Source organism: Bradyrhizobium sp. Ash2021 (assembly GCF_031202265.1).
Taxonomy (GTDB): Bacteria; Pseudomonadota; Alphaproteobacteria; order Rhizobiales; family Xanthobacteraceae; genus Bradyrhizobium.
Window position 1 is genome coordinate 24,882 of record NZ_CP100604.1, and the last position, 21,912, is coordinate 46,793.

Below are 21,912 nucleotides of genomic sequence, written 5' to 3' on the forward strand. Positions count from 1 at the left end.
ATCAAGAAATGGAGGACGCCTGACATGACCGAGACCGATGCCGTACTCGTCGAACGCGATGGGCCGGTGACCATCGTTTCCATCAACCGTCCGCATTGCCGCAACGCCGTCGACGGCGCCACCGCACGAAAGCTGTACGATATTTTTCGCGCATTCGATGCCGACGAAGCAGCCTCGGTGGCGGTGTTCACCGGCACCGGCGGCTATTTCTGCGCCGGCGCCGACCTCAAGGCCGTGGCGTCGGGCGATCCCAACAAAAAGCGCGAGGTCGGTGGCCACGATTCGATCGCGCCGATGGGGCCGAGCCGGCTGCGGCTGTCGAAACCCGTGATCGCAGCGGTCGAAGGTTTTGCGGTCGCCGGCGGCATGGAGCTCGCGCTGTGGACGGACATGCGGGTGGTCGCAGAGGACGCCACTTTCGGCATCTTCTGCCGCCGCTTTGGCGTGCCCCTGATCGATCTCGGCACCATCCGGCTGCCGCGGCTGATCGGCCATTCGCAGGCGATCGACCTGATCCTGACCGGGCGCCCGGTCGGCGGCACGGAAGCCTTGCGCATGGGCCTTGCCAATCGCCTGGTGCCGAAAGGCGAAACCCGGGCGCATGCGATCGCGTTGGCCAAGGAGATCGCGCGCTTCCCGCAGACCTGCCTGCGCGCGGACCGGCTGTCGGCGCTGCGGCAATGGGACCTCGAAGAGGAAGAGGCGATTGCCAATGAGATGCGCGGCGGCCTCAAGGTCATCGCCTCAGGCGAGACGCTGTCCGGCGCGACGCGATTTGCGTCCGGCGTTGGCCGGCACGGCGCGTTCGGCGGCGACGCAGGGAATGGTTGACGGAGCATTTGCGCTGACGCGACCCGGCGAGTTCTGTTGTCATAAAAATCTTGTTGGCGTCCTGCTCTGCTGTCGTCTAGGACTGACGGCGGAAGCAAGGGGCAAATGGTCAGTCGATTTGTTAATTTCGGTCCGCGGGCGCGCCGTGCATTTAGTGATGTTCTCGGCGGCAGCGCTGCCAGCGTTCTGAGCATTACGTTCGGCCTTTCCTACGCGCTGCTGATCTTCGCCGGGCCGCTGGCGCCCTATCTGTCCTATGGTGTCGCCGCCACGTTCATTACGTCGGCTGTGCTGGCCGCCGTGCTCGCGCTCGGCAGTTCCCTGCCCTTTGCGATTGCAGGTCCCGACAGCTCCACGGCGGCAATCACCGGCATATTGGCCGCTTCGCTGGTTGAGCGCATGGCTGCGACCGACCCCACAGCGCCGCTGCTCGCGCCTACCCTGATCACGCTCGGCTTTTCGACGATCGTAACCGGCATCGTGCTGTGCGGTTTCGGCGTGACGCGGATGGGCCGGGCCATCCGCTATGTCCCCTATCCCGTCGTCGGCGGATTTCTCGGCGCGACCGGGCTGCTGATCGTTCTGGGCGCGATCCGGGTGATCACCGGTCACCGGCTGCAATTCAGAACGCTCGACCGGTTCGCCAACGTCACCACGCTGTCCGAATTGTGCGCCGCCTGCGCCATGGCGCTGATCCTGAATTTGACCTGGCGTCGCTCCCGCCGTTCGTTGGGGTTGCCGGTCATTCTGATCGGCGGCGTGATCGCCGCGCATCTTGCGTTCTGGATCTTCGGCATCTCGCCTGAAGAGGCGCAAGCGTCGGGCTGGACCTTTCAGCCGCCACCACCGACCCACTTCATGCTGCCGTGGAACGCCAGCGAACTCCGCCACTATCCCTGGTACGCCCTGCCGGACCTGCTCGGCAATTTGGTTGCCGTCGTCTTCGTCACCGCTTCAAGCACGCTTTTCAACACCACCGGCATCGAAGTCGCCGTCCATCGCGAGGCCGATCTGGAGCGGGAACTGAACGTCACCGGCCTCGCCAATATCCTGGCCGGCGCATTGGCGGGCTATCCCGGCTGCATTTCGATCAGCCGCTCGATTCTCAATCTCGGCAGCGGCGGCACCGGCCGCCTCTCCGGCCTCACCGCCGCAGCCATTTCCGCGCTGATGCTGGCTGTCGCGCCCGAGCTGCTCGGCTATATGCCGAAATTCGTTCTCGGCGGCCTCCTGATCTATCTGGGAACAGACCAGCTGCACAAATGGATCGTCGAGTCGCGGAAACGGCTCTCGAAGACCGAATATGTGTCGCTGCTGGCGATCATCGTCATCATCGTGGGGTGGGGCTTCGTCCCCGGCGTGCTGATCGGCGTCGTGATCGGCTGCGCGACCTTCGCGCTGAGCGCGGCGCGGATCGAATCGATCAAATACAGCTTTGACGGTTCGGAATACCGCAGCTCGCTGGATCGCTCGCGCGGCGATCAGGAGGTACTGCTGGCCCATGGCGGCAAGATCCAGGGCCTGAACCTGCAGAGCTATCTGTTCTTCGGTTCGGCCAACCGGCTCTATCAACACGTCAAGGCGCTGTTGCAGCGCTGTCCCGAATGCCGCTATCTCATCTTCGACTTCAAGCTCGTCACCGGCATCGATTCATCGGCCGCCTACAGTTTTGCGCAGATCAAGCGCAGCGCGCACGACCTCGGTGTCAAGCTGGTGCTGGTGCATCTTTCCGCCGCGGCCGAGAAAGTCCTGCGGTCGAGCGAGTTCATCTCGAGCGAGGTGAGTGTCATTCCCGAACTGGATCATGCCCTGGAATGGTGCGAGAACGAGCTCATTACCCAACATCAGGGGCTGGAACAGGAGGAAGCCAGCCTGCGCGACTGGTTCGCCCAGATTCTCGGCGACGAATATGACGCTGACGAACTGGTCCGCCGCTGCCATCGCATCGAGGTCGAGGCCGGTGAAATCATCGTTCGCGCCGGCGATGCCGCCGATTCCATGCACTTCATCCTGGACGGCCGCGTCGGCATCATGGTTCCGGCGGATGAGGCCCGCACCACGCGGGTGCGAAGCCTCGGCCGCTACACCACGATCGGCGAAATGGGCCTCGTCTCGCAGGCGCCGCGCAGCGCCACGATCCAGGCCGAAGTCGCGAGCGTGCTCTACGTGCTGAACACCCATCAGTTCGAGGCGATCAAGGCCGCCGCCCCCGAACTCAGCCACAAGCTGCTGACCTATTTCGTCTCGGTCATGGCCGAGCGACTGACCTTCGCCAACCGCACCATCGCGGTGCTGCGGCGATAGGGCTTTGTATTTCGACCGCTGGCGTGCTGAGGTACCGCGTCCACCAGGGTCGAGAACATGACGGCACACAATTCGACGGCTGACGCCAGGGCTTTTATGATCAAGGCTTTTACAATCAAGACCTTTGAGATCGAGAATTTTCGCCTGCAGAGCGGCACGGTCATGCCGGCCGTGACGATCGCCTACAAGACGCTCGGCCAGCTATCACCGCAGCGCGACAACGCGGTGCTGGTCACGCATGGCAACACCAGCGGCCCGCAGATGATCGATCCCGGCGGATCGACCGGCGAGGGCAGCTGGAACGAACTCGTCGGTCCCGGCAAGGCGGTCGATACCGACCGTTTCTTCGTCATCTGTCCGAACATGCTGGGGTCGTCCTACGGATCGACCAATGCGGCGAGCATCGATCCCAAGACGGGCACGCGGTACGGACCTCGATTTCCCGATATCACCGTCGGCGACATCGTCGCCACCCAGCGTCTGCTGGTCGATGACCTCGGCATCGAGAAATTGGTTGCGATCGTTGGCCCCTCCTATGGCGGATTCCAGGGCTTTCAATGGGCGGTCGACTATCCCGGCATGATGCGCGGGATCGCCGCCATCGTCACCGCGCCATTGGTGCCGCGCGAGCGCGCCGAGGGCAATATGGCGCGCCTGCTCGCAACCCTGTCGCAGGATCCGAACTGGAACGGCGGCGACTATTACGATCATGGCGGGGTGCTGGAGAGCATGATCCAGATCCGCTCCGCGACGCTGAAGACCTATGGCATCGAGACCCGGCTGCGCACCACGATATCCGACCCCGAACAGATCGAAGCGGCGGTCCGCGCGGAAGCAGAGCGATGGGCTGAAAGCTTCGATGCCAATTCGTTGATCACCCTGGCCAGGGCGCTGCGCGGCTTCGACGTCACGGCGCAACTCGGCAAGATCAAATCGAAGGTCCTCTATGTCCTGTCCCGGACCGACAAACTGTTTCCTCCGGAACTCGCGGCTTCCGTGATGCCGGCACTGAAGGCCGCCGGCGTCGATGCCGACTATTTCCTGCTCGACAGCGAGTACGGCCATTCGGCATCCGGCCTCGACGCCCACAAATGGGCGCCGCGGCTGCGAGAGTTCATGGAGAGCCTGCAAATGTAGCCCGTCATTGCGAGGAGCCCACGGGTCGCGCGAGTGCGCGCCCGATGCCAGGCTCCGCGACGAAGCAATCCATTCTTTCTTGCCGCCGCAAGATGGATTGCTTCGCTTCGCTCGCAATGACGGCTAAGCTTACACCCCCGCCATCATCACATATTTGATCTCGACATATTCTTCCATGCCGTGATGCGAGCCTTCGCGCCCGAGGCCTGATTCCTTGACGCCGCCGAAGGGTGCTACTTCGGTCGTGATCAGGCCGGTGTTGACGCCGACCATGCCCGATTCCAGCGCTTCCGCCACCCGCCAGACCCGGCCGAGGTCGCGTGAATAGAAATACGAGGCCAGGCCGAACGGCGAGTTGTTGCACATCGCAATCACATCGGCTTCGTCCTTGAAGCGGAACACCGGCGCCAGCGGCCCAAAGGTCTCTTCATGCGCGACCAGTGCGTCGGGCGCGACATTGGCCAGCACTGTCGGCTCGAAGAAACTGCCGCCGAGCGCGTGGCGCTTGCCGCCGGTGACGATTTTGGCGCCGCCCTTGACCGCGTCCGCGATGTGTTTTTCGATCTTGTCGATCGCATCCATGTTGATCAGTGGGCCCTGCACCACGCCGGCTTCGGTGCCGTCGCCGATCTTCATCGCCGCGACCTTCTTCGAGAGCTTCTCGACGAACTGGTCGTAGATCTTGTCCTGCGCATAGAGGCGGTTGGCGCAGACGCAGGTCTGGCCCATGTTGCGGTATTTCGAGACCATGGCGCCTTCGACAGCGGCATCGATATCGGCATCATCGAACACCACGAACGGCGCGTTGCCGCCGAGTTCGAGGCCGAGCTTCTTCACGCCGACCGCGGCCTGCTGATAGAGAATTTTCCCAACTTCGGTCGATCCGGTGAAGCCGACGAAACGCACGGCGGGATGCTCGCACAACACCTTGCCGATCGCCGACGAATTGCCGGTCAGGATATTGAACACGCCCTTCGGTACGCCGGCCTTCTCGGCCAGCGCCACCAGCGCCAGCGCGGTCAGCGGCGTTTCATTGGCGGGCTTGAGCACCACGGTGCAGCCCGCGGCCAGCGCCGGCGACACTTTTCGGGTGATCATCGAGCACGGGAAATTCCACGGCGTGATCGCGCCGCAAACGCCGATCGGCTGCTTGATCGCCAGCAGGCGCGCATCGGCCCGCTGGGTTGGAATGGTTTCGCCATAGACGCGGCGGGCTTCCTCGGCGAAGAACTCGACATAGGCGCCGCCGATATCGACTTCGCCGAGCGCCTCCGCCAGCGGCTTGCCCTGCTCGGAGGTCAGGATCAGCGCGAGATCCTCGCGGTTGGCGATGATCAGGTCGAACCATTTGCGCAGGATGTTGGAACGCTGCTTGGCGGTAAGCTTGGCCCAGGCCGGAAACGCACGCTCGGCGGCTTCGACGGCTTGCGTCGTCTCGGCCGTGCTCATGACCGGGATTTTCGCAAGCTCCACGCCGTTGACCGGATTGGTCACCGGCCGCGATGCCTTGCCGGTCCAAGCGCCGTCGATATAGCACTGCTCGCGCAGCAGTGAGGAATCCTTCAGGCGGTCGCGAAGCGACGGTGTGGCGGGTTGCGAAGCGCGTGCGGCGACGGGCGGGGTCATGGCGTTACTCCTCGGATTTCCTGGCTATTGGACCCGAGTATAGGCCGAAGCCGCCCTCAATGCATCGGCCGCAAACGCGCGGCTGCTTCAAGCAATTTTGAGGACCTACGCTCGTCATTCCGGGATGGTCCGAAGGACCAGACCCGGAATCTCGAGATTCCGGGTTCGCACTTCGTGCGCCCCGGAATGACAGTCTCGGATCAGGCCGCGCCGCTCATATAGGTTTCGCGGCGGCCGATCATGCGTTCGGCGGCGGCCTTGGCGTCGGACCGGGACGAGGTCGCGCAGGTGCGGTATTCGAGGTCCGGCAGGGAAGCGGGATCGCGGCGGCCGAACCACGACCTGGAACTGATCGTCAGCAGCGCCAGCGCCTGGGCAACGTTATCGACCGCCTCGAATGAATGCAGCGCGCCGGTACCGGCATAGCGGACTTCGTAAAGGCCGGGGCTGATCGGGGCTTCGATGTTCTCGCCGCGCCCGGCGCGGGGATATCGCTTCCATTCACTCCAGGTTGAGATCATCACCGCTCCCTCGGAACTTCCAAAGTTACAACCATTTGCATCAAATCATTCAGCGCCGGCAGCGCTATTTTGGGCTGGAATCTGAATGTCTTACTCCAAATATCGGCACCGCAAATTATAATGCGATCAATTTATCGTGGATGCCCGGACCGGTCGCCGACATTGCATTCCGTCCACCGCTAATTGTGGCGAAGTGTTGCGGTTGGGTTGCTTCTCTCCTTCGCGTTGCAGTGCCCATCACGAGATCGCGACATCGACCGCGGCCACTTGCCCGCGCTTGCGGGACGCGACGGACGGGAGGAAGATTGCCCCACTCCAAAAAATAAACCGGAGGCGACCCCCCATGCAAAGCAAAGCTCAGATCGATCAGGTTCTGCGTCAGAAAACCGACGCGAAGGAGATTCCCGGCGTCGTCGCGATCGCGGCGACGGGCAACGACATCATCTATCAGGGTGCGTTCGGCAAACGCGACCTGGCAAAAGACGATGCCATGACCGCCGACAGCGTGTTCTGGATCGCCTCCATGACCAAGGCCATCACCGCGGCGGCCGGCATGCAGCTGGTCGAGCAGGGCAAGCTGTCGCTGGACGAGCCGATCGGCAAGGTGCTGCCCGATCTCGCCGCCCCGCAGGTGCTGGAAGGTTTTGATGCCAAGGGCGAGCCGAAACTGCGCGCGGCGAAGAAGCCTATCACGCTGCGCCATCTCATGACCCACACCGCGGGCTTCTGCTACGACGTGTGGAACGGCGAGGGCGCGCAATATCTGGCGAAGACCGGAACCCCAAACGTCTTCACCTGCCAGAACGCCGCGCTGAAGACGCCGATCATGTCCGATCCCGGCACGCGCTGGGAATATGGCATCAACATCGATTTCGTCGGCAAGGCGGTGGAAGCCGCGAGCGGCAAGCGTCTCGATGCCTATCTGCGCGACCACATGTTCACGCCGCTCGGCATGAACGACACCGGCTTCAAGATCACGGACTCCCTGCGCAAGCGGCTGGTCGGCATGCATGCGCGCGGCGAGGACGGCTCGCTGGCGCCGACCCCGTTCGAACTGGAGCAGAATCCGGAATTCCACATGGGTGGCGGCGGCCTTTACGGCACCGCGGGCGATTACATCAAGTTCTGCCAGATGATCCTTAACAAGGGCAAAGCCAACGGCAACCAGTTGCTGAAGCCCGAGACCGTCGCGTTGATGGGCCAGAACCACATCGGCGATCTCAGCGTCACCAAGTTGATTTCGGTGGCGCCGATGTACACCAACGACGTCGATCTCTATCCGGACCAGGTGAAGAAATGGGGGCTGAGCTTCCTGATCAACACCGCCAAGACCGCGGAAGGCCGCAGCCCCGGCAGCCTCGCCTGGGCGGGCCTCGCCAACACCTATTTCTGGATCGATCCGGCCCGCAACGTCGCCGGCGTGATCCTGATGCAGTTGTTGCCGTTCGTGGACAAGAAATGCCTGGAAGCCTATGCGGGCTTCGAGCGCGGCGTCTATGCCGGGCTCGATGCCGGTAGCGGCCAGAAGGCGGCTTAGGGAGCATCTGTTAAAGACCGTCATTGCGAGCCAACGGGTCCGGCCTCTGGCCGGCCCGATGACAGGCTCCGCGAAGCAATCCATCGTGCGCCAAAAAGGAAGAATGGATTGCTTCGTCGCTTGCGCTCCCTTGCGCAAACGCTTCGCGTTTGTCGCAGGCAATGACGTTGCGGACATAATGTCTCGATCCTGTAGCACGCGTGCCTGACGTTTGGAGAGACGCACTTGACAGAAATTGCGGACAGCTATGTTTGCGGCATCGCCGATGCGCCGCTGCTCGGCGAGACCATCGGGCACAGCCTCGACCAGGCAGTTCGGCGCTGGGGGAAACGCGACGCGCTGGTGTCGCCAAGCCATGGCGTTCGCTGGACGTGGACGGAACTGGCCGAGCGGGTCGACGCGCTGGCCGCCGGATTTCTCGCGCTCGGCCTCGAGCGCGGCGAGCGGATCGGCGTCTGGTCGCTGAACCGGCCGGAATGGACGCTGACCCAGTTTGCCGCCGCCAAGGCCGGGCTCATTCTCGTCACCATCAATCCCGCCTATCGCCTCAGCGAACTGGAATTCGCGCTTGCCAAGGTCGGCTGCGCTGCGATCGTCACGGCCACCGCGTTCAAGACCTCCAACTACATGGAGATGCTGAACACGCTGATGCCGGAACTTGCCAAAGCGCAACCCGGCGATTTGCACGCCGCGCGTTTGCCGCAACTGCGCGCGGTGATCCAGGTTGGCGGCCCGGCTTGTCCGGGCGCCATCGCGTTCGACGAAGTCACGCGCATGGGCGGCGCGCGCCACCGCGACACGCTGGCGACATTGGCCAAAACCCTGCAGTTCGACGATCCCGTCAATATCCAGTTCACCAGCGGCACCACCGGATCGCCCAAGGGCGTCACGCTGACGCATCACAACATCCTCAACAACGGCTATTTCGTCGGCCGCGCGATGCGCCTGACCGAAACCGACCGCATCTGCATTCCGGTGCCGCTCTATCATTGCTTCGGCATGGTGATGGGCAATCTCGCCGCCGTCACCTCGGGTGCTGCCATGGTCTATCCCGGTGAAGGCTTTGATCCGCTGGTGACGCTGCAGACCATCGCGCAGGAAAAATGCACGACGCTCTACGGCGTGCCGACGATGTTCATCGCCGAACTCGACCATCCCGACTTCGCCAAATTCGACCTGTCGTCGCTGCGCACCGGCATCATGGCCGGCGCGCCGTGCCCGATCGAGGTGATGCGGCGGGTCAATGAATCCATGAACATGCGCGAGGTGACGATCGCCTACGGCATGACCGAGACCAGCCCGGTCAGCTTTCAGAGCGCCACCGACGACCTGCTGGAGCGCCGGGTGTCCACGGTCGGGCGCATTCACCCCCATGTCGAAGTCAAGGTCGTCGATCTCGAAGGCCGCGTCGTACCCCGCGGCGAACGCGGCGAACTCTGCACCCGCGGCTACAGCGTCATGCTCGGCTATTGGGATGAGGTTGAAAAAACCGCCGACGTGCTCGACGCCAATGGCTGGATGCATACCGGCGACATCGCTGTGATCGACGCGGAGGGTTATTGCAACATCACTGGCCGCATCAAGGACATGGTGATCCGCGGCGGCGAGAACCTTTACCCGCGCGAGATCGAGGAGTTTCTCTATCGTCATCCGAAAATCCAGGACGTGCAGATTTTCGGTGTCGCCGACGACCGCTACGGCGAAGAGCTCTGCGCCTGGATCCGGATACGCGCGGGCGAGACGCTGACGGCCGACGAGGTCCGCGCCTTCTGCCAGGGCAAGATCGCGCACAACAAGATCCCGCGCTATATTGAATTCGTCGACGAGTTTCCGATGACCGTGACCGGCAAGATCCAGAAGTTTTTGATGCGCGACGCGGTCGAGGCGAAGCTTGGATTGAAGGCGGCGAAGACGGCGTGAAGGACATTCGCTAGAAGCCGTCATTGCGAGCGAAGCGAAGCAATCCATCGCGCCACAAAAAGAAAGAATGGATTGCGTCGTCGCTTCGCTCCTCGCAATGACGGCTGTAACTGCCGACACACCTTCGCGATCCCGCGGCGCGATTCGCCCGGGTGATGCCCTTGGTTTCGCGCCATAAGAAAAGAGGGCGCGGGGAATGCCGGATGCGCGCTGCACCCGCGGTCTCGTGTGCAAAAGCTGTGCGAAGAAACGCACACGAGCATACAGGTTCAGCGGAGGCAATCCGACATTCCCTGCGCAATGGTTTTACGGCTTATAGCGCGCTCTCCCCGGCGACGAATTCCTTTTGCCACCGTCATCGGCGGATTAATGGCTTTGCCGGACCCGGTTGGGCCGACAAAACCTCCGCTGACTTAGCACCAGCAACGGGTGCCAGAACCACACGATTTCGCCGTACGCCTCAGCGCCGTTCGTCTGATGCGACGTCTCTTCGCTCACGAGTCCAAAGGACCCGCCCTGCGACGACGATCGCGCCCGACGCTGCCGCGTCCACCGCATCCCTGCCCAACGTTCGTGACGATCATGATACGCCCCTCTTCGGGCCGGGACGGCGGCAGTTATAGTTTTGATTTGCCCGTCGGGATGAATAGAAATATTTCGCTTCGATGTAAAAAAATGACTCGACAACGGAATCACGCGACCGAGCGATTTGCCCGTCGGGCAGGCGAGCGACGTGATGCTCTCAATGTTCGTCATGGCCGGGCTTGTCCCGGCCATCCACGTCTTGACCCCATCCAAGCAACAAAGACGTGGATGCCCGGGACATAGGCGAGCGGACGCGACGCCGTCCCTTCGGACGGCTATGCCCGGGCATGACGGGTTGATAGGTAGTGCCCGATCGCCAGGCCGCCCTACACCGGCAACCCGTTCTGCTGCGCCAATTCCTTCAGCGACACTTGCGGCCGTGCCCCGATGTGCTGGATCACTTCGGCCGCCGCCAGCGCGCCCAATCGCCCGGCATTCTCGTAACCGGCGTTGCGCACCAGGCCGAACAAAAATCCGGCGGCGAACAGGTCGCCGGCGCCTGTGGTGTCGACCAGCTTTTGAATCGGGAAGGCCGGCACCGCGACCACGCCGTCCTTCGATGCCACCACGCAGCCCTTTTCGCTGCGGGTGACGACCCCGAGTTTGGTATCGCTCTGCAATTGCTTCAGCGCGGTGTCGAAATCCGAGGTCTGGTACAGCGAATGCAATTCGGCCTCGTTGGCGAACACGAGGTCGACAGTGCCCTTGCGCATCAGGTCGAGGAATTCGTCGCGATAGCGATCGACGCAGAACGAATCCGACAAGGTCAGCGCGACCTGGCGGTCGGCGCCATGCGCGATGGTCGCCGCCTTGACGAAGGCTTCCTTGGCGCTTTTGGGGTCCCACAGATAGCCTTCGAGATAGATCACGCTCGCTGCCGCGATCTGGGCGGCGTCGATATCTGAAGGCGTCAGGTCCTGCGCCGCGCCGAGATAGGTGTTCATGGTGCGCTCGCCGTCCGGCGTCACCAGAATGTAGGAACAGCCGGTAGCGGGACCGCCGGCGGCGGCCGGGGTTTCGAACGCGACGCCGGCGGCGCGGATATCGTGGCTGTAGAGCCGGCCGATCTGGTCATCCCTGACCTTGCCGACATAGGCCGCGCGCGCGCCGAGATTGGCGATGCCGACGATGGTGTTGGCCGCCGAGCCGCCGGACATTTCGGTCGCCGGGCCCATGTCGGCGTAGATCGCGGTGGCGCGCGCCTCGTCGATCAGCGCCATGCCGCCCTTGGTCATGCCGTGGCGGCCGAGAAAACCCTCGTCGGTCTGCGCCAGCACGTCGAAAATCGCGTTGCCGATCCCGAGAACGTCGTATTTTGTGTCAGCCATTTATCCGTCCTGTTTACGGCAATTTTGATAAGGCTGCGGCCTATCACGACCCGCCTAGCGCCAGCAAGCGTAGGCTCTGTTTGTTTGAGCATGATCTGAACGGAAAACCGGTGCCCACATTTCCGGATCATGCTCTATAGAAGCCCAAATGATCCGATCCTTTCTCACGGTATCGACGGGAACACTGGCCTCGCGGCTGCTCGGATTCGTGCGCGATTCCATCATCGCGGCACTGCTCGGCGCCGGTCCCGTCGCGGACGCATTTCTGGTCGCGTTTCAACTGGTCAATGTCGTGCGAAGGCTGCTGACTGAAGGCGCGCTGAACGCGGCGCTGGTGCCGGCATGGCTGCGGGTGCGCGACGCCGATGGCGCGGTCGCCGCGGCGGCCTTCGCCGGCCGCGTGCTCGGCACCGTCAGCGCGGCACTGATCGCCGCATCCGTGCTGATCGGCTTGTTGATGCCGCTGGTCATCACCGCGCTGGCGCCGGGCTTTGCCGGGCGCGAAACCCTGCAGCTCGCCGTCAACGACGCCCGCCTGATGCTGCCCTATCTCGCCTTCGCCGGTCCGGTGACGGTCATGATGGCGTTGCTGAACGCGCAGGGCCGCTTTGCGCTGACGGCGTTCTCGCCGCTGCTGTTCAACATCGCGCTGATCGCAGTCATGGCCGTGCTGCTCGGATGGCGGCAGGACGCCGTCGATGCCGCGCTGATCCTGGCCGCCACCATCGGCATCGCCGGCCTCTTGCAATTATCCATGCTGGTGTTGCGCGGCGGCGGCATCGCCACGCCCTTGCGGATTTCGTTCGACGGCGAAATGCGCCGCTTTCTTGGCCAGGCGATCCCCGGGATGATCGCCAGCAGCGCGCCGCAATGGCTTGTTGTCGCAGGCGCGATCATCGCCTCGTCATCGCCATCGGCGGTATCGTGGCTCTATTTCGCCAACCGCCTGATCGAGCTGCCGCTCGGCATCGTCGGCGTCGCCATGGGCACCGTGCTCATTCCCGAGATGACGCGCGCGTTGCGCGGCGACGATCCGGCCGCAACCGCGCATGCGGAATCGCGCGGCCTCGAACTCGCCGTCGGGCTGGCGTTGCCGGCAACGCTCGGCCTGATCGCGCTGAGCACTCCGATCGTGCGGATGCTGTTCGAGCACGGCGCCTTCACGTCAAGCGATACGGCGGCGACCGCGCAGGCGCTGATGTGGACGACACTCGGCCTGCCCGCGCATGTGCTGGTCAAGGCGCTGTCGCCGGCATTCTTCGCGCGCGAAGACACGATGACGCCGCTGACGGCGACGCTGAAAGCCATTGTGCTCGCGATCGCCTTGGGCTTCCTGCTCGGCCATTGGTTCGGCGCGCCCGGCATCGCCGCCGCGATCGCGCTCGGCGCATGGAGCAACGCGTTCACCTTGGTCCGCAGGGGGGCGGAGACCTTCGGGTTTTCGATCGACGCCGCGGCGCGGCGGCGGCTGCCGCGCATTGTGGTTGCGGCGCTGGCGATGGGCGGCTTGCTCTGGCTGGCGACGGCCTTCGCGCTGCCCGCGGGCGCGAGCGCGCACGGCCTCGTGCAGGCGCTGATCCTGCTGGTGGTGATTGCCGGCGGGATCGCGATGTACGGCCTGTTTCTAGGGCTTTTCGGCGTCACCGGCTGGCGCGAGGCGGTCGGCGCGATCCGGCAAAACCACGCCGCGTGACTTGTAGGGTCAAGGCTTGCACGGCTGGAGCTTAAGTGGCAAACGACGGCGCTAATCCAGGGGATATCGGCGGGAAGCTGACAATGGCATTCGTTGAACGGGTTTTTTCGGGCGTCCAGCCGACGGGCAATCTGCATCTCGGCAATTACCTCGGCGCGATCGTCAATTTCGTCAAACTGCAGGAGACGCATAATTGTCTCTATTGCGTCGTCGACATGCACGCGATCACGCAGGGCGTCGATGTGTGGGGCGGCCCGGCGGAGCTTGCGCGCAACACCCGCGAGGTGACCGCGGCCTTCATCGCCTCGGGCATCGACCCGAAGAAGCACATCGTGTTCAACCAGAGCCAGGTTTCGGGACACGCCGAGCTTGCCTGGATCTTCAACTGCGTCGCCCGCGTCGGCTGGCTCAGCCGGATGACGCAATTCAAGGAGAAGGCTGGCAAGGATCGCGAAAATGCGTCGGTGGGTCTCTACGACTATCCGGTGCTGATGGCGGCCGACATTCTGCTCTATCGCGCCACCCACGTGCCGGTCGGCGAGGACCAGAAGCAGCACCTCGAACTGTCGCGCGACATCGCGCAAAAATTCAACAACGATTTTGGCGATTCGATCCGCAGCCACGGCTTCAATGAGGGACTGTTCTTTCCGCAACCGGAGCCCTTGATCACGGGCCCTGCGACGCGGGTGATGAGCCTGCGCGACGGCACCAAGAAAATGTCGAAATCGGATTCGTCGGATAATTCGCGGATCAATCTCACCGACGATGCCGACACGATTGCGCAAAAAATCCGCAAGGCAAAGACCGATCCGGAGCCGCTGCCGTCGGAAGAAAAGGGCCTCGAACCGCGCCCCGAAGCCGACAATCTGGTCGGGATCTATGCCGCGCTGGCGGACGTGAGCAAGGCCGCGGTGCTCGCCGAGTTCGGCGGCGGGCAGTTTTCCAGCTTCAAGAATGCGCTGGTGGAACTGTGCGTCGCAAAGCTCTCGCCGATCGCCTCCGAGATGAAGCGGCTGGTCGCCGATCCCGGCCATGTCGACAGCATCCTGATCGACGGCGCCAACCGCGCCCGGGCGCTTGCGGACGAAACCATGCGGGCGGCCAAGGATATCGTCGGCTTCATCCGCCCGCGCTAAGTGCGTGCTGAAAAGACTTCCGCAGCTGGGCTGATCACCCTCCCCTGGAGGACAGGGGAGGGCAAGATTCCGTTGCCGCAATATTGCTGCACAGCGACGCCGCTTGTCGAAGGCGGCCGCGCCGTGGCAGCATGCGGCTTGCTTGGCGCAGCACCGGGACATGCATGACCACCCAGCGACGAAGCTACCAGACGGGTCACAAGCCAAAATGTCTGGTCATCGTTGACGACACCGCGGAATGGGACCGAGCGGTCTATTACGCCAGCCGCTGGGCGGTTCGGGTCGGCGGCGGCGTGGTGATGCTGCGCATCATCGAAATCGAGGACCAGAACCAGCAATGGCTGGGCGTCGCCGACATCATGCGTGCCGAGGCGGAAGACGCCGCCAATGAGGCGCTCGATCGCGCCTCCGGCCGCGCCAACGGCATTGCCGCGATCACGCCGGAGCGGGCGATCCGCGAGGGCGAACCGACCGAACAGATCCTCGACGTCATCGACAAGGACGTCGATATCGCGATGCTGGTGCTGGCGGCCAATCCCGGCCCCGAAGGCCCCGGCCCGCTGATTACCATCATGGCCCAGGCCGCCGGCTCGTTCCCGATCCCGGTCGTGATCGTGCCGGGCGACCTCAGCGACGCCGATATCGACGGGCTTTCGTAAGCAGCCAGGTGATCGACGCGGCCTTTAATGCAGGCTTTAATGCAGCTTTGGAACCGCTGGTCTGCGCCCTTGATCCGTGCGTTCCCCGTCGCCATCTGTTAAGGGAACCTCACGCGCCGGCCTTGAACCGGCGACGCCGGAGATATCAGATGTTTATCCAGACCGAAGCCACCCCTAATCCCGCCACCCTCAAATTCATTCCGGGCCGCATGGTGCTCGACACCGGCACGATGGAATTCGCCAGCCGCGAAGCCGCGGCGCGCTCGCCGCTGGCGACAAGGCTGTTCGACGTACCCGGCATCACCGGGGTGTTTTACGGCGCCGATTTCGTCACCGTGACCAAGGCGGACGGCGACTGGCAGCATCTGAAGCCCGCGATCCTCGGCGCCATCATGGAACATTATATGTCCGGTGCGCCGCTGCTCGCCGACGGCAGTGCCGGCAATGACGAGGCGCTCGACGAGCAAGACGAGTTCTTCAGCGAAGCCGATGCGGAAACGGTCGCGACCATCAAGGACCTGATCGAGACGCGGGTGCGTCCTGCCGTCGCCAATGACGGCGGCGACATCACCTTCCGCGGCTTCAAGGACGGGGTCGTCTATCTCAACATGAAGGGTTCGTGCGCGGGCTGCCCGTCATCGACGGCGACGCTGCAGCACGGCATCCAGAATTTGCTCAGGCATTTCGTGCCCGACGTGGTCGAAGTCCGGCCGATGTGATTTTCGCGTAAGGGTGGGCAAAGGCGCGCTTCGCGCCGTGCCCACCGTCTATCGACGAAATCGTTATGGCGAACGGTGGGCACGCGGAGCCTGTCATCGGGCGCGAGTTCGCGCGGCCCGGTGGCTTTGCCGACCCCTACGAAGTGATTCTTCCCGGGCATCCCCCTTTTGGCTGCAACAAAGGCGTGGATGGCCGGGTCAAGCCCGGCCATGACGACGGGAACACACGGGTATTTCACCGTGGACAATGATATCGTCGTCCCATGCTGATCCTGGCTATCGATACGGCGCTGGACGCCTGCGCCGCGGCGGTGCTCGACACCGATGCGAGCAAGATCGTCGCGCAGGAATCGCAGCCGATGAAGCGCGGCCATGCCGAAGCCCTGATGCCGCTGATCGCGCGCGTGATGAAGGCCTCCACCATCGGCTTCGCGGCGCTCGATCGCATCGCCGTCACCACCGGGCCCGGCAGCTTTACCGGATTGCGCGTCGGCCTCTCGGCGGCACGCGGCATCGCGCTCGCCGCCGGCAAGCCGGTAGTGGGGCTGACCACGCTGGCCGCTTACGCCGCGCCGATCGTGGCCGACAATGGCGAGCATCCGATCATCTCCGCGATCGATGCGCGGCATGACCACGTCTATTTCCAGGTCGTCAGCGGCGACGGCAGTTCGCTGATCCGGCCGCTTGTGGCGCCGATTGCCGAGGCGCTGGCGGCAGCGAAATTCGGCGCGCCGCATCTGGTCGGCAACGCCGCCAACATCCTCGCCGACCGCTGGCCGGCGGATGCGCCGCCGCCGCTGCGGATCGATCCGCAGGCCGCGCCCGATATCGGCTGGGTGGCGTGGCTGGGCGCCGCGGTCAGTCCGGATATGGCGCCGGCGCGGCCGTTTTATCTGCGCGCCCCCGACGCCAAGCCGCCGAAGGACCCGCTGGCCAATCCCTCGCAGTTCGTTGCACCATGATGGCATGGTTTGCAGATTCCCGGCTTGCCGATTGGTGGGGCGGCGGCAGCGCTGCGGTCGAGCCCGCAAGCCTGCGCGATGCGGCGCGCCTGGCGCAGTTGCACGGCGCATCGTTTCACCGCGGCTGGGGCGAGGGCGAATTCGAGGCGATGCTGACCGAGCGCAATACGCTGGTGCATCGCCTCCGGCTCGGACGCAAGGTGATCGGCTTTGCGGTATCGCGGCTGGCCGCCGATGAGGCCGAAATATTGTCGATCGCGATCGATCCGGGCCAGCGCGGCCGTGGCCTGTCGCGCCAGCTGTTGCTGACGCATCTCGGCCATCTCGCCGGCCGCGGCGTGCGCAAGATATTTCTGGAGGTCGAGGAAAATAACCGGCCGGCGCGACGGCTGTATGAACGGGCCGGATTTGGCGTCGTTGGCCGCCGCGAGCGCTATTACCAGCAGCCCGGCGGAGAGCAATTGAATGCGCTTCTGATGCGGCGCGACTTGTCGTAATATGCGCCCGGTGGCAAAACAGCCCTGCATCGCCCTCCAAGGCTGCCCCCAAGGTTAACGGCTGCCTCCAAGGCTAAATACATGACCGCACTGAAATCTTCGTCCGCGCTCAAGAATACCGGTATCGAGGCGCGCTGCGCCGCCACCGGCATGCGCATGACCGAGCAGCGCCGCGTCATCGCCCGCGTGCTGGCGGATTCGGTCGACCACCCCGACGTCGAGGAGCTCTACCGGCGCTGCGTCGCGGTCGACGACAAGATCTCGATTTCGACCGTGTACCGGACCGTCAAGCTGTTCGAGGACGCCGGGATCATCGAGCGGCACGATTTTCGCGAAGGCCGCGCGCGCTACGAGCAGATGCCCGAGAGCCACCACGATCATTTGATCAATCTGCGCGACGGCAAGGTGATCGAATTCACCTCCGAAGAGATCGAGAAACTGCAGGCCGAGATCGCCCGCAAGCTCGGCTACAAGCTGGTCGACCACCGGCTGGAATTGTATTGCGTGCCGCTGGACGACGACAAATCCTGATGGCGTGCAAGACTTGAACGCCAGTTTCGACCTCATCATCTTCGATTGCGATGGCGTGCTGGTCGACAGCGAAGTCATTTCCTGCCGCGCGCATGCGGAAACCCTGACGCGTCACGGCTATCCGATCACGCCGGAACAGGTGTGCGATCGTTTCCTCGGCCGCTCGACGCGGCAGGCGACGCGCGAGGTCGAAGCGGAACTCGGCCGCAGCCTGCCGGACGATTTCCACACCCAGGTCTATGGCGAAATTTTCCGGTTGTTTGCGGAATCGCTGGAAGCCACCCCCCATATCGGCGCGGCGCTGGCCGCGATTGCGCTGCCCAAATGCGTCGCGTCGAGCGGCCCGCCGGAAAAGATCAGCGCCAGTCTCAATCGGGTCGGATTGTACGACCGGTTCGCGCCGCACATTTTCTCCGCCGTGCAGGTACGCCACGGCAAGCCGGCGCCGGATCTGTTTCTGTTCGCCGCCGAACGGATGCAGGCAATGCCCGCGCGCTGCCTCGTGATCGAGGACAGCGTGGCCGGCGTCACCGCAGCGCTGGCGGCCGGGATGGCCGCGCTCGGCTATCACGGCGGCAGCCACTGCCGTCCGGACACCGCTGACACGCTTCGCGCCGCCGGTGCTGCGGTGACGTTTGACGACATGCGGCAATTGCCGGGGCTGATCGGGCGAATCGGGGAAAATTAGAATTAGTCATTCCGGGGCGTGCGAAGCACGAACCCGGAATCGCGAGATTCCGGGTTCGATGCCGGCGCACCGCCCCGGAATGACGTGCTATGTGGCTGGATTTTCCGCCCTTTAGGCTATATTTGACCCCCAGTGCCGCATTGGCGCCATTCCAGCCCCGCATTCAGGTTCCATGAAGCCGCCGCGCAAGCTGCACATCAAGTCCTATGGCTGCCAGATGAACGTCTACGATGCGCAACGCATGGTGGACACCCTGGCAGGCGAAGGCTTTGTCGAGACCGCCAGCGTCGACGATGCGGATCTGGTGATCCTCAATACCTGCCACATCCGCGAAAAAGCCTCCGAAAAGGTCTATTCCGAGCTTGGGCGGCTGCGCGTCATGAAGGATGACGCCGCCCGCCAGGGCCGCGAGATGAAGATCGCGGTCGCCGGCTGCGTCGCGCAGGCCGAGGGCGAAGAGATCATCCGCCGCGCGCCGACCGTCGACGTCGTGGTCGGTCCGCAAAGCTACCACCATCTGCCGCAGCTATTGGCGCGCGCACAAGCCCACGGCCGCGCGCTGGAGACGGAATTTCCGGTCGAGGACAAGTTCGAATTTCTGGCCCCGCCGAAGCCGGCGGCGATCCGCGCGCGCGGCATCTCTTCCTTCGTCACCGTGCAGGAAGGCTGCGACAAGTTCTGCACCTTCTGCGTGGTGCCCTATACGCGCGGCGCGGAAGTGTCGCGCCCGGTCGGAAAGATCATCGACGACGTGATGCGGCTCGCCGACAATGGCGTGCGCGAGATCACCCTGATCGGACAGAACGTCAACGCCTATCACGGCGAAGGTCCGGACGGCCGGGTGTGGCCGCTCGGCCGGCTGCTGCAGCGGCTGGCCGAAATTCCCGGCATCGCGCGGCTGCGCTACTCGACCAGCCATCCCCGCGACGTCGATGATTCCCTGATCGAGGCCCATCGCGACCTGCCGGCGCTGATGCCGTTCGTCCATCTGCCCGTGCAATCCGGTTCCGACCGGGTCCTTGCGGCCATGAACCGCAGGCATACCGCACGCGATTACCACGAAGTCATCGACCGATTTCGTGCCGCGCGGCAAGATATTGCTTTTTCATCGGATTTTATCGTCGGCTTCCCCGGCGAAACCGAGGAAGAATTCTCAGCCACCCTCGCGCTTGTCATGCAAATCGGATACGCTGGCGCTTATTCGTTCAAATATTCGCCCCGGCCGGGCACGCCGGCGGCGGACATGCGGGAGACGGTGTCAGCGGCAGAGATGGACGAGCGATTGGTGCGGCTACAGGATTTGATCGACAGCCAGCAATCGGCCTTCAACAAGGCCATGATTGGCAAAACCGTCGATGTGCTGTTCGAACGCGCGGCCCGCAACCCCGGCCAGATTGTCGGCCGCACCGCTTGGCTGCAGCCCGCGCATGTGATGGCATCGCCTGATATCATCGGACAGGTGCTGCCGGTTACCATCGAAAGCCTCGAACGCTATAGCCTGCTCGGCGAACTCGCCTTGCCTGTCGCGCGGCCTCAACCATCACCATTTTCTCAAATGACCACGGGAGCCTGAACCCTTGCCCAAAAGCGCATCGGATTCACCTTCACTCGCTCCCAGCCGCAAATTTGACCGCGACATGCAAATTCCACCGGAAACACAGGTCGTCATCGACTTCGACGACAACCGTGCCGCGTCCGCGCTGGTCGGACCTTACGGGCAGAATCTGGCGCTGATCGAGCGGCGGCTCGGCGTCGTCGTCGATTCGCGCGGCAACCACATCTCGATCGCCGGATCGCGCGATGGCTGCGACGCCGCGCGGCGCGTGCTGGAAGCGCTCTATGCCCAGGCCACCCAGGGCCACGAACTGGCGCAGGGCGACGTCGAAGGCGCAATCCGCGCCGTGATCGCACAGGGGTCGCTGTTCGAATTCGACGCCAAGACCGCCAAAACCTCGTTCGAGACCATCAATCTGCGCAAGCGCCCGGTGCGCGCGCGCACCGCGGCGCAGGATTCCTACATCCGCGCGCTGAAGCGCCACGAGATGGTATTCGGTGTCGGTCCCGCCGGCACCGGCAAGACCTGGCTCGCGGTGGCGCACGCCGCGCAATTGTTCGAGCGCAAGGAAGTCGATCGCATCATCCTGTCGCGGCCGGCGGTCGAAGCCGGCGAACGGCTCGGCTTCCTGCCCGGCGATTTGCGCGAGAAGGTCGATCCCTATCTGCGCCCGATCTACGACGCGCTCTACGACCTGATGGATTCGCGGATCGTGGAGCGGGCGCTGCAGACCGGCGAGATCGAGATCGCACCGCTGGCTTTCATGCGCGGCCGCACGCTGACCAATGCCGTCATCATCCTGGACGAGGCGCAGAACACCACCTCGATGCAGATGAAGATGTTCCTGACCCGGCTCGGCGAGAACAGCCGCATGATCATCACCGGCGATCCCTCCCAGGTCGACCTGCCGCACGGCCAGACCTCCGGGTTGGCGGAAGCCGCAAAACTGCTCGACGGCGTTGAGGGCATCGCGCAGGTGAAATTCACCGCCGAGGACGTGATCCGCCATGAACTGGTGGCGCGGATCGTTGCCGCTTACGAAGGATTGCCGCAAAAGCCGGCAACCGGCAGATCTTGATAGCAAAATATTCGGCCGCGGACCTGCGGCGCGCAGGTTCCGGCCGCAACCCAAATGCTGGAACGCCAAACTCTGGAACGCAAACCGCTGGAACGATCGTGTCTTCCGTTCTCCCCCTCACCGAAGTCCTCGTCGTCGCCGACTGCTGGCAGACCGAGCCCGACGCCGAAGCGGTGATACATCGCGCCATCAGCGCTGCGGCCGAGATCGCCGATGCCGGCGTCGGTGACGCCGAGCTCGCGGTCATGCTGACCGATGATTCCGGCATCCGTACCCTCAACAGCAATTGGCGCGGCATCGACAAGCCGACCAACGTGCTGTCGTTTCCGGCACTGCAGCCGACCGGTGCGGGCGCGCCCGACGATGCGCCGCGCATGCTCGGCGATATCGCCATCGCCTTTGAGACGACGCGCAAGGAGGCCGATGACGAACAAAAGCCGTTCGATCATCATTTGAGCCACCTCGCTGTGCACGGATTCCTGCATTTGATCGGCTACGATCACGAAAAGGACGACGACGCCGAAGCCATGGAAAGTCTCGAACAGGAGATTCTCGCGCAGCTCGGCATTCCCGATCCCTATGCGGACCGGGAGCGGATGGACTGA

19 protein-coding genes are annotated in these 21,912 nt (G+C 63.8%); 16 read left to right on the forward strand and 3 right to left on the reverse strand.

Going from position 1 to position 21,912, the window contains the following annotated elements:
- Positions 1–24: 24 nt before the first annotated feature.
- The 3 genes from NL528_RS00105 (at position 25) to NL528_RS00115 (ending at position 4,272) form a co-directional block, all read left to right on the forward strand.
- A complete protein-coding gene (locus NL528_RS00105) occupies positions 25–831 on the forward strand; it encodes a crotonase/enoyl-CoA hydratase family protein (RefSeq protein WP_309180756.1) in 807 nt (268 codons plus the stop codon).
- Between the two features lie 105 nt (positions 832–936).
- Entirely contained in the window at positions 937–3,135 is a 2,199-nt protein-coding gene (locus NL528_RS00110; protein WP_309180757.1) for a SulP family inorganic anion transporter, read from the forward strand.
- A gap of 57 nt (positions 3,136–3,192) precedes the next feature.
- Positions 3,193–4,272, forward strand: a complete 1,080-nt coding sequence (locus NL528_RS00115) for an alpha/beta fold hydrolase (protein ID WP_309180758.1) — start codon at positions 3,193–3,195, stop codon at positions 4,270–4,272.
- Positions 4,273–4,401: 129 nt separating this feature from the next.
- Here the strand turns inward: NL528_RS00115 and NL528_RS00120 are convergent, their stop codons facing one another.
- A complete protein-coding gene (locus NL528_RS00120; protein WP_309180759.1) occupies positions 4,402–5,898 on the reverse strand; it encodes an NAD-dependent succinate-semialdehyde dehydrogenase in 1,497 nt (498 codons plus the stop codon).
- A gap of 200 nt (positions 5,899–6,098) precedes the next feature.
- A complete protein-coding gene (locus NL528_RS00125; RefSeq protein ID WP_309180760.1) occupies positions 6,099–6,419 on the reverse strand; it encodes a hypothetical protein in 321 nt (106 codons plus the stop codon).
- Between the two features lie 343 nt (positions 6,420–6,762).
- Between NL528_RS00125 and NL528_RS00130 the strand changes: the two genes are divergently transcribed.
- Positions 6,763–7,956 (forward strand): serine hydrolase domain-containing protein, encoded by a 1,194-nt coding sequence (locus tag NL528_RS00130; RefSeq protein WP_309180761.1) that lies wholly within the window; start codon positions 6,763–6,765, stop codon positions 7,954–7,956.
- 225 nt (positions 7,957–8,181) lie between these two features.
- Positions 8,182–9,876 carry an AMP-binding protein gene (locus NL528_RS00135; RefSeq protein ID WP_309180762.1) on the forward strand — a complete coding sequence of 565 codons (1,695 nt, stop codon included), beginning with the start codon at positions 8,182–8,184 and terminating at the stop codon, positions 9,874–9,876.
- A 911-nt stretch (positions 9,877–10,787) separates the two neighbouring features.
- On the opposite strand, the gene NL528_RS00140 is transcribed toward NL528_RS00135, so the two are convergent.
- Positions 10,788–11,789: an adenosine kinase gene (locus NL528_RS00140; protein ID WP_309180763.1), complete on the reverse strand. Its 1,002-nt coding sequence runs from the start codon at positions 11,787–11,789 to the stop codon at positions 10,788–10,790.
- A gap of 148 nt (positions 11,790–11,937) precedes the next feature.
- Here NL528_RS00140 and murJ point away from each other — a divergent pair, with 148 nt between their 5' ends.
- The 11 genes from murJ to ybeY all read left to right on the forward strand — a co-directional run bounded on the left by murJ (position 11,938) and on the right by ybeY (position 21,912).
- Positions 11,938–13,482, forward strand: a complete 1,545-nt coding sequence (gene murJ, locus NL528_RS00145) for a murein biosynthesis integral membrane protein MurJ (protein ID WP_309180764.1) — start codon at positions 11,938–11,940, stop codon at positions 13,480–13,482.
- Between the two features lie 83 nt (positions 13,483–13,565).
- Positions 13,566–14,618 carry a tryptophan--tRNA ligase gene (gene trpS / locus NL528_RS00150; protein WP_309180765.1) on the forward strand — a complete coding sequence of 351 codons (1,053 nt, stop codon included), beginning with the start codon at positions 13,566–13,568 and terminating at the stop codon, positions 14,616–14,618.
- Between the two features lie 164 nt (positions 14,619–14,782).
- The gene (locus NL528_RS00155) at positions 14,783–15,277 is read left to right on the forward strand and encodes a universal stress protein (RefSeq protein ID WP_074277890.1); all 495 of its coding nucleotides are present in this window, start codon (positions 14,783–14,785) and stop codon (positions 15,275–15,277) included.
- Between the two features lie 149 nt (positions 15,278–15,426).
- On the forward strand, positions 15,427–15,996 hold the full coding sequence (locus tag NL528_RS00160; protein ID WP_309180766.1) for a NifU family protein: 570 nt from the start codon (positions 15,427–15,429) through the stop codon (positions 15,994–15,996).
- Positions 15,997–16,259: 263 nt separating this feature from the next.
- On the forward strand, positions 16,260–16,958 hold the full coding sequence (gene tsaB / locus NL528_RS00165; protein WP_309180767.1) for a tRNA (adenosine(37)-N6)-threonylcarbamoyltransferase complex dimerization subunit type 1 TsaB: 699 nt from the start codon (positions 16,260–16,262) through the stop codon (positions 16,956–16,958).
- Positions 16,955–17,455 (forward strand): ribosomal protein S18-alanine N-acetyltransferase, encoded by a 501-nt coding sequence (rimI, locus tag NL528_RS00170; RefSeq protein ID WP_309180768.1) that lies wholly within the window; start codon positions 16,955–16,957, stop codon positions 17,453–17,455. The genes tsaB and rimI overlap by 4 nt, the downstream gene beginning before the upstream one ends.
- Positions 17,456–17,536: 81 nt before the next feature.
- Complete coding sequence (locus tag NL528_RS00175; protein ID WP_074272257.1) at positions 17,537–17,986, forward strand: Fur family transcriptional regulator; 450 nt, start codon at positions 17,537–17,539, stop codon at positions 17,984–17,986.
- 13 nt (positions 17,987–17,999) lie between these two features.
- Positions 18,000–18,674, forward strand: coding sequence for an HAD family hydrolase (locus tag NL528_RS00180; protein WP_309180769.1), 675 nt, complete (start codon positions 18,000–18,002; stop codon positions 18,672–18,674).
- 172 nt (positions 18,675–18,846) lie between these two features.
- The gene (gene miaB / locus NL528_RS00185; protein ID WP_309180770.1) at positions 18,847–20,247 is read left to right on the forward strand and encodes a tRNA (N6-isopentenyl adenosine(37)-C2)-methylthiotransferase MiaB; all 1,401 of its coding nucleotides are present in this window, start codon (positions 18,847–18,849) and stop codon (positions 20,245–20,247) included.
- A 4-nt stretch (positions 20,248–20,251) separates the two neighbouring features.
- Complete coding sequence (locus NL528_RS00190) at positions 20,252–21,307, forward strand: PhoH family protein (protein WP_309180771.1); 1,056 nt, start codon at positions 20,252–20,254, stop codon at positions 21,305–21,307.
- A gap of 98 nt (positions 21,308–21,405) precedes the next feature.
- Positions 21,406–21,912: an rRNA maturation RNase YbeY gene (gene ybeY / locus NL528_RS00195; protein WP_375143966.1), complete on the forward strand. Its 507-nt coding sequence runs from the start codon at positions 21,406–21,408 to the stop codon at positions 21,910–21,912.

Coding starts and splice junctions, on each gene's coding strand:
- NL528_RS00120 (WP_309180759.1), bottom strand. CDS start 5,898: ATGACCCCGCCCGTCGCCGCACGCGCTTCGCAACCCGCCACACCGTCG.
- NL528_RS00105 (WP_309180756.1), top strand. CDS start 25: ATGACCGAGACCGATGCCGTACTCGTCGAACGCGATGGGCCGGTGACC.
- NL528_RS00115 (WP_309180758.1), top strand. CDS start 3,193: ATGACGGCACACAATTCGACGGCTGACGCCAGGGCTTTTATGATCAAG.
- trpS (WP_309180765.1), top strand. CDS start 13,566: ATGGCATTCGTTGAACGGGTTTTTTCGGGCGTCCAGCCGACGGGCAAT.
- NL528_RS00160 (WP_309180766.1), top strand. CDS start 15,427: ATGTTTATCCAGACCGAAGCCACCCCTAATCCCGCCACCCTCAAATTC.
- NL528_RS00140 (WP_309180763.1), bottom strand. CDS start 11,789: ATGGCTGACACAAAATACGACGTTCTCGGGATCGGCAACGCGATTTTC.
- NL528_RS00155 (WP_074277890.1), top strand. CDS start 14,783: ATGACCACCCAGCGACGAAGCTACCAGACGGGTCACAAGCCAAAATGT.
- NL528_RS00110 (WP_309180757.1), top strand. CDS start 937: ATGGTCAGTCGATTTGTTAATTTCGGTCCGCGGGCGCGCCGTGCATTT.
- miaB (WP_309180770.1), top strand. CDS start 18,847: ATGAAGCCGCCGCGCAAGCTGCACATCAAGTCCTATGGCTGCCAGATG.
- rimI (WP_309180768.1), top strand. CDS start 16,955: ATGATGGCATGGTTTGCAGATTCCCGGCTTGCCGATTGGTGGGGCGGC.
- murJ (WP_309180764.1), top strand. CDS start 11,938: ATGATCCGATCCTTTCTCACGGTATCGACGGGAACACTGGCCTCGCGG.
- NL528_RS00125 (WP_309180760.1), bottom strand. CDS start 6,419: ATGATCTCAACCTGGAGTGAATGGAAGCGATATCCCCGCGCCGGGCGC.
- NL528_RS00130 (WP_309180761.1), top strand. CDS start 6,763: ATGCAAAGCAAAGCTCAGATCGATCAGGTTCTGCGTCAGAAAACCGAC.
- tsaB (WP_309180767.1), top strand. CDS start 16,260: ATGCTGATCCTGGCTATCGATACGGCGCTGGACGCCTGCGCCGCGGCG.
- NL528_RS00175 (WP_074272257.1), top strand. CDS start 17,537: ATGACCGCACTGAAATCTTCGTCCGCGCTCAAGAATACCGGTATCGAG.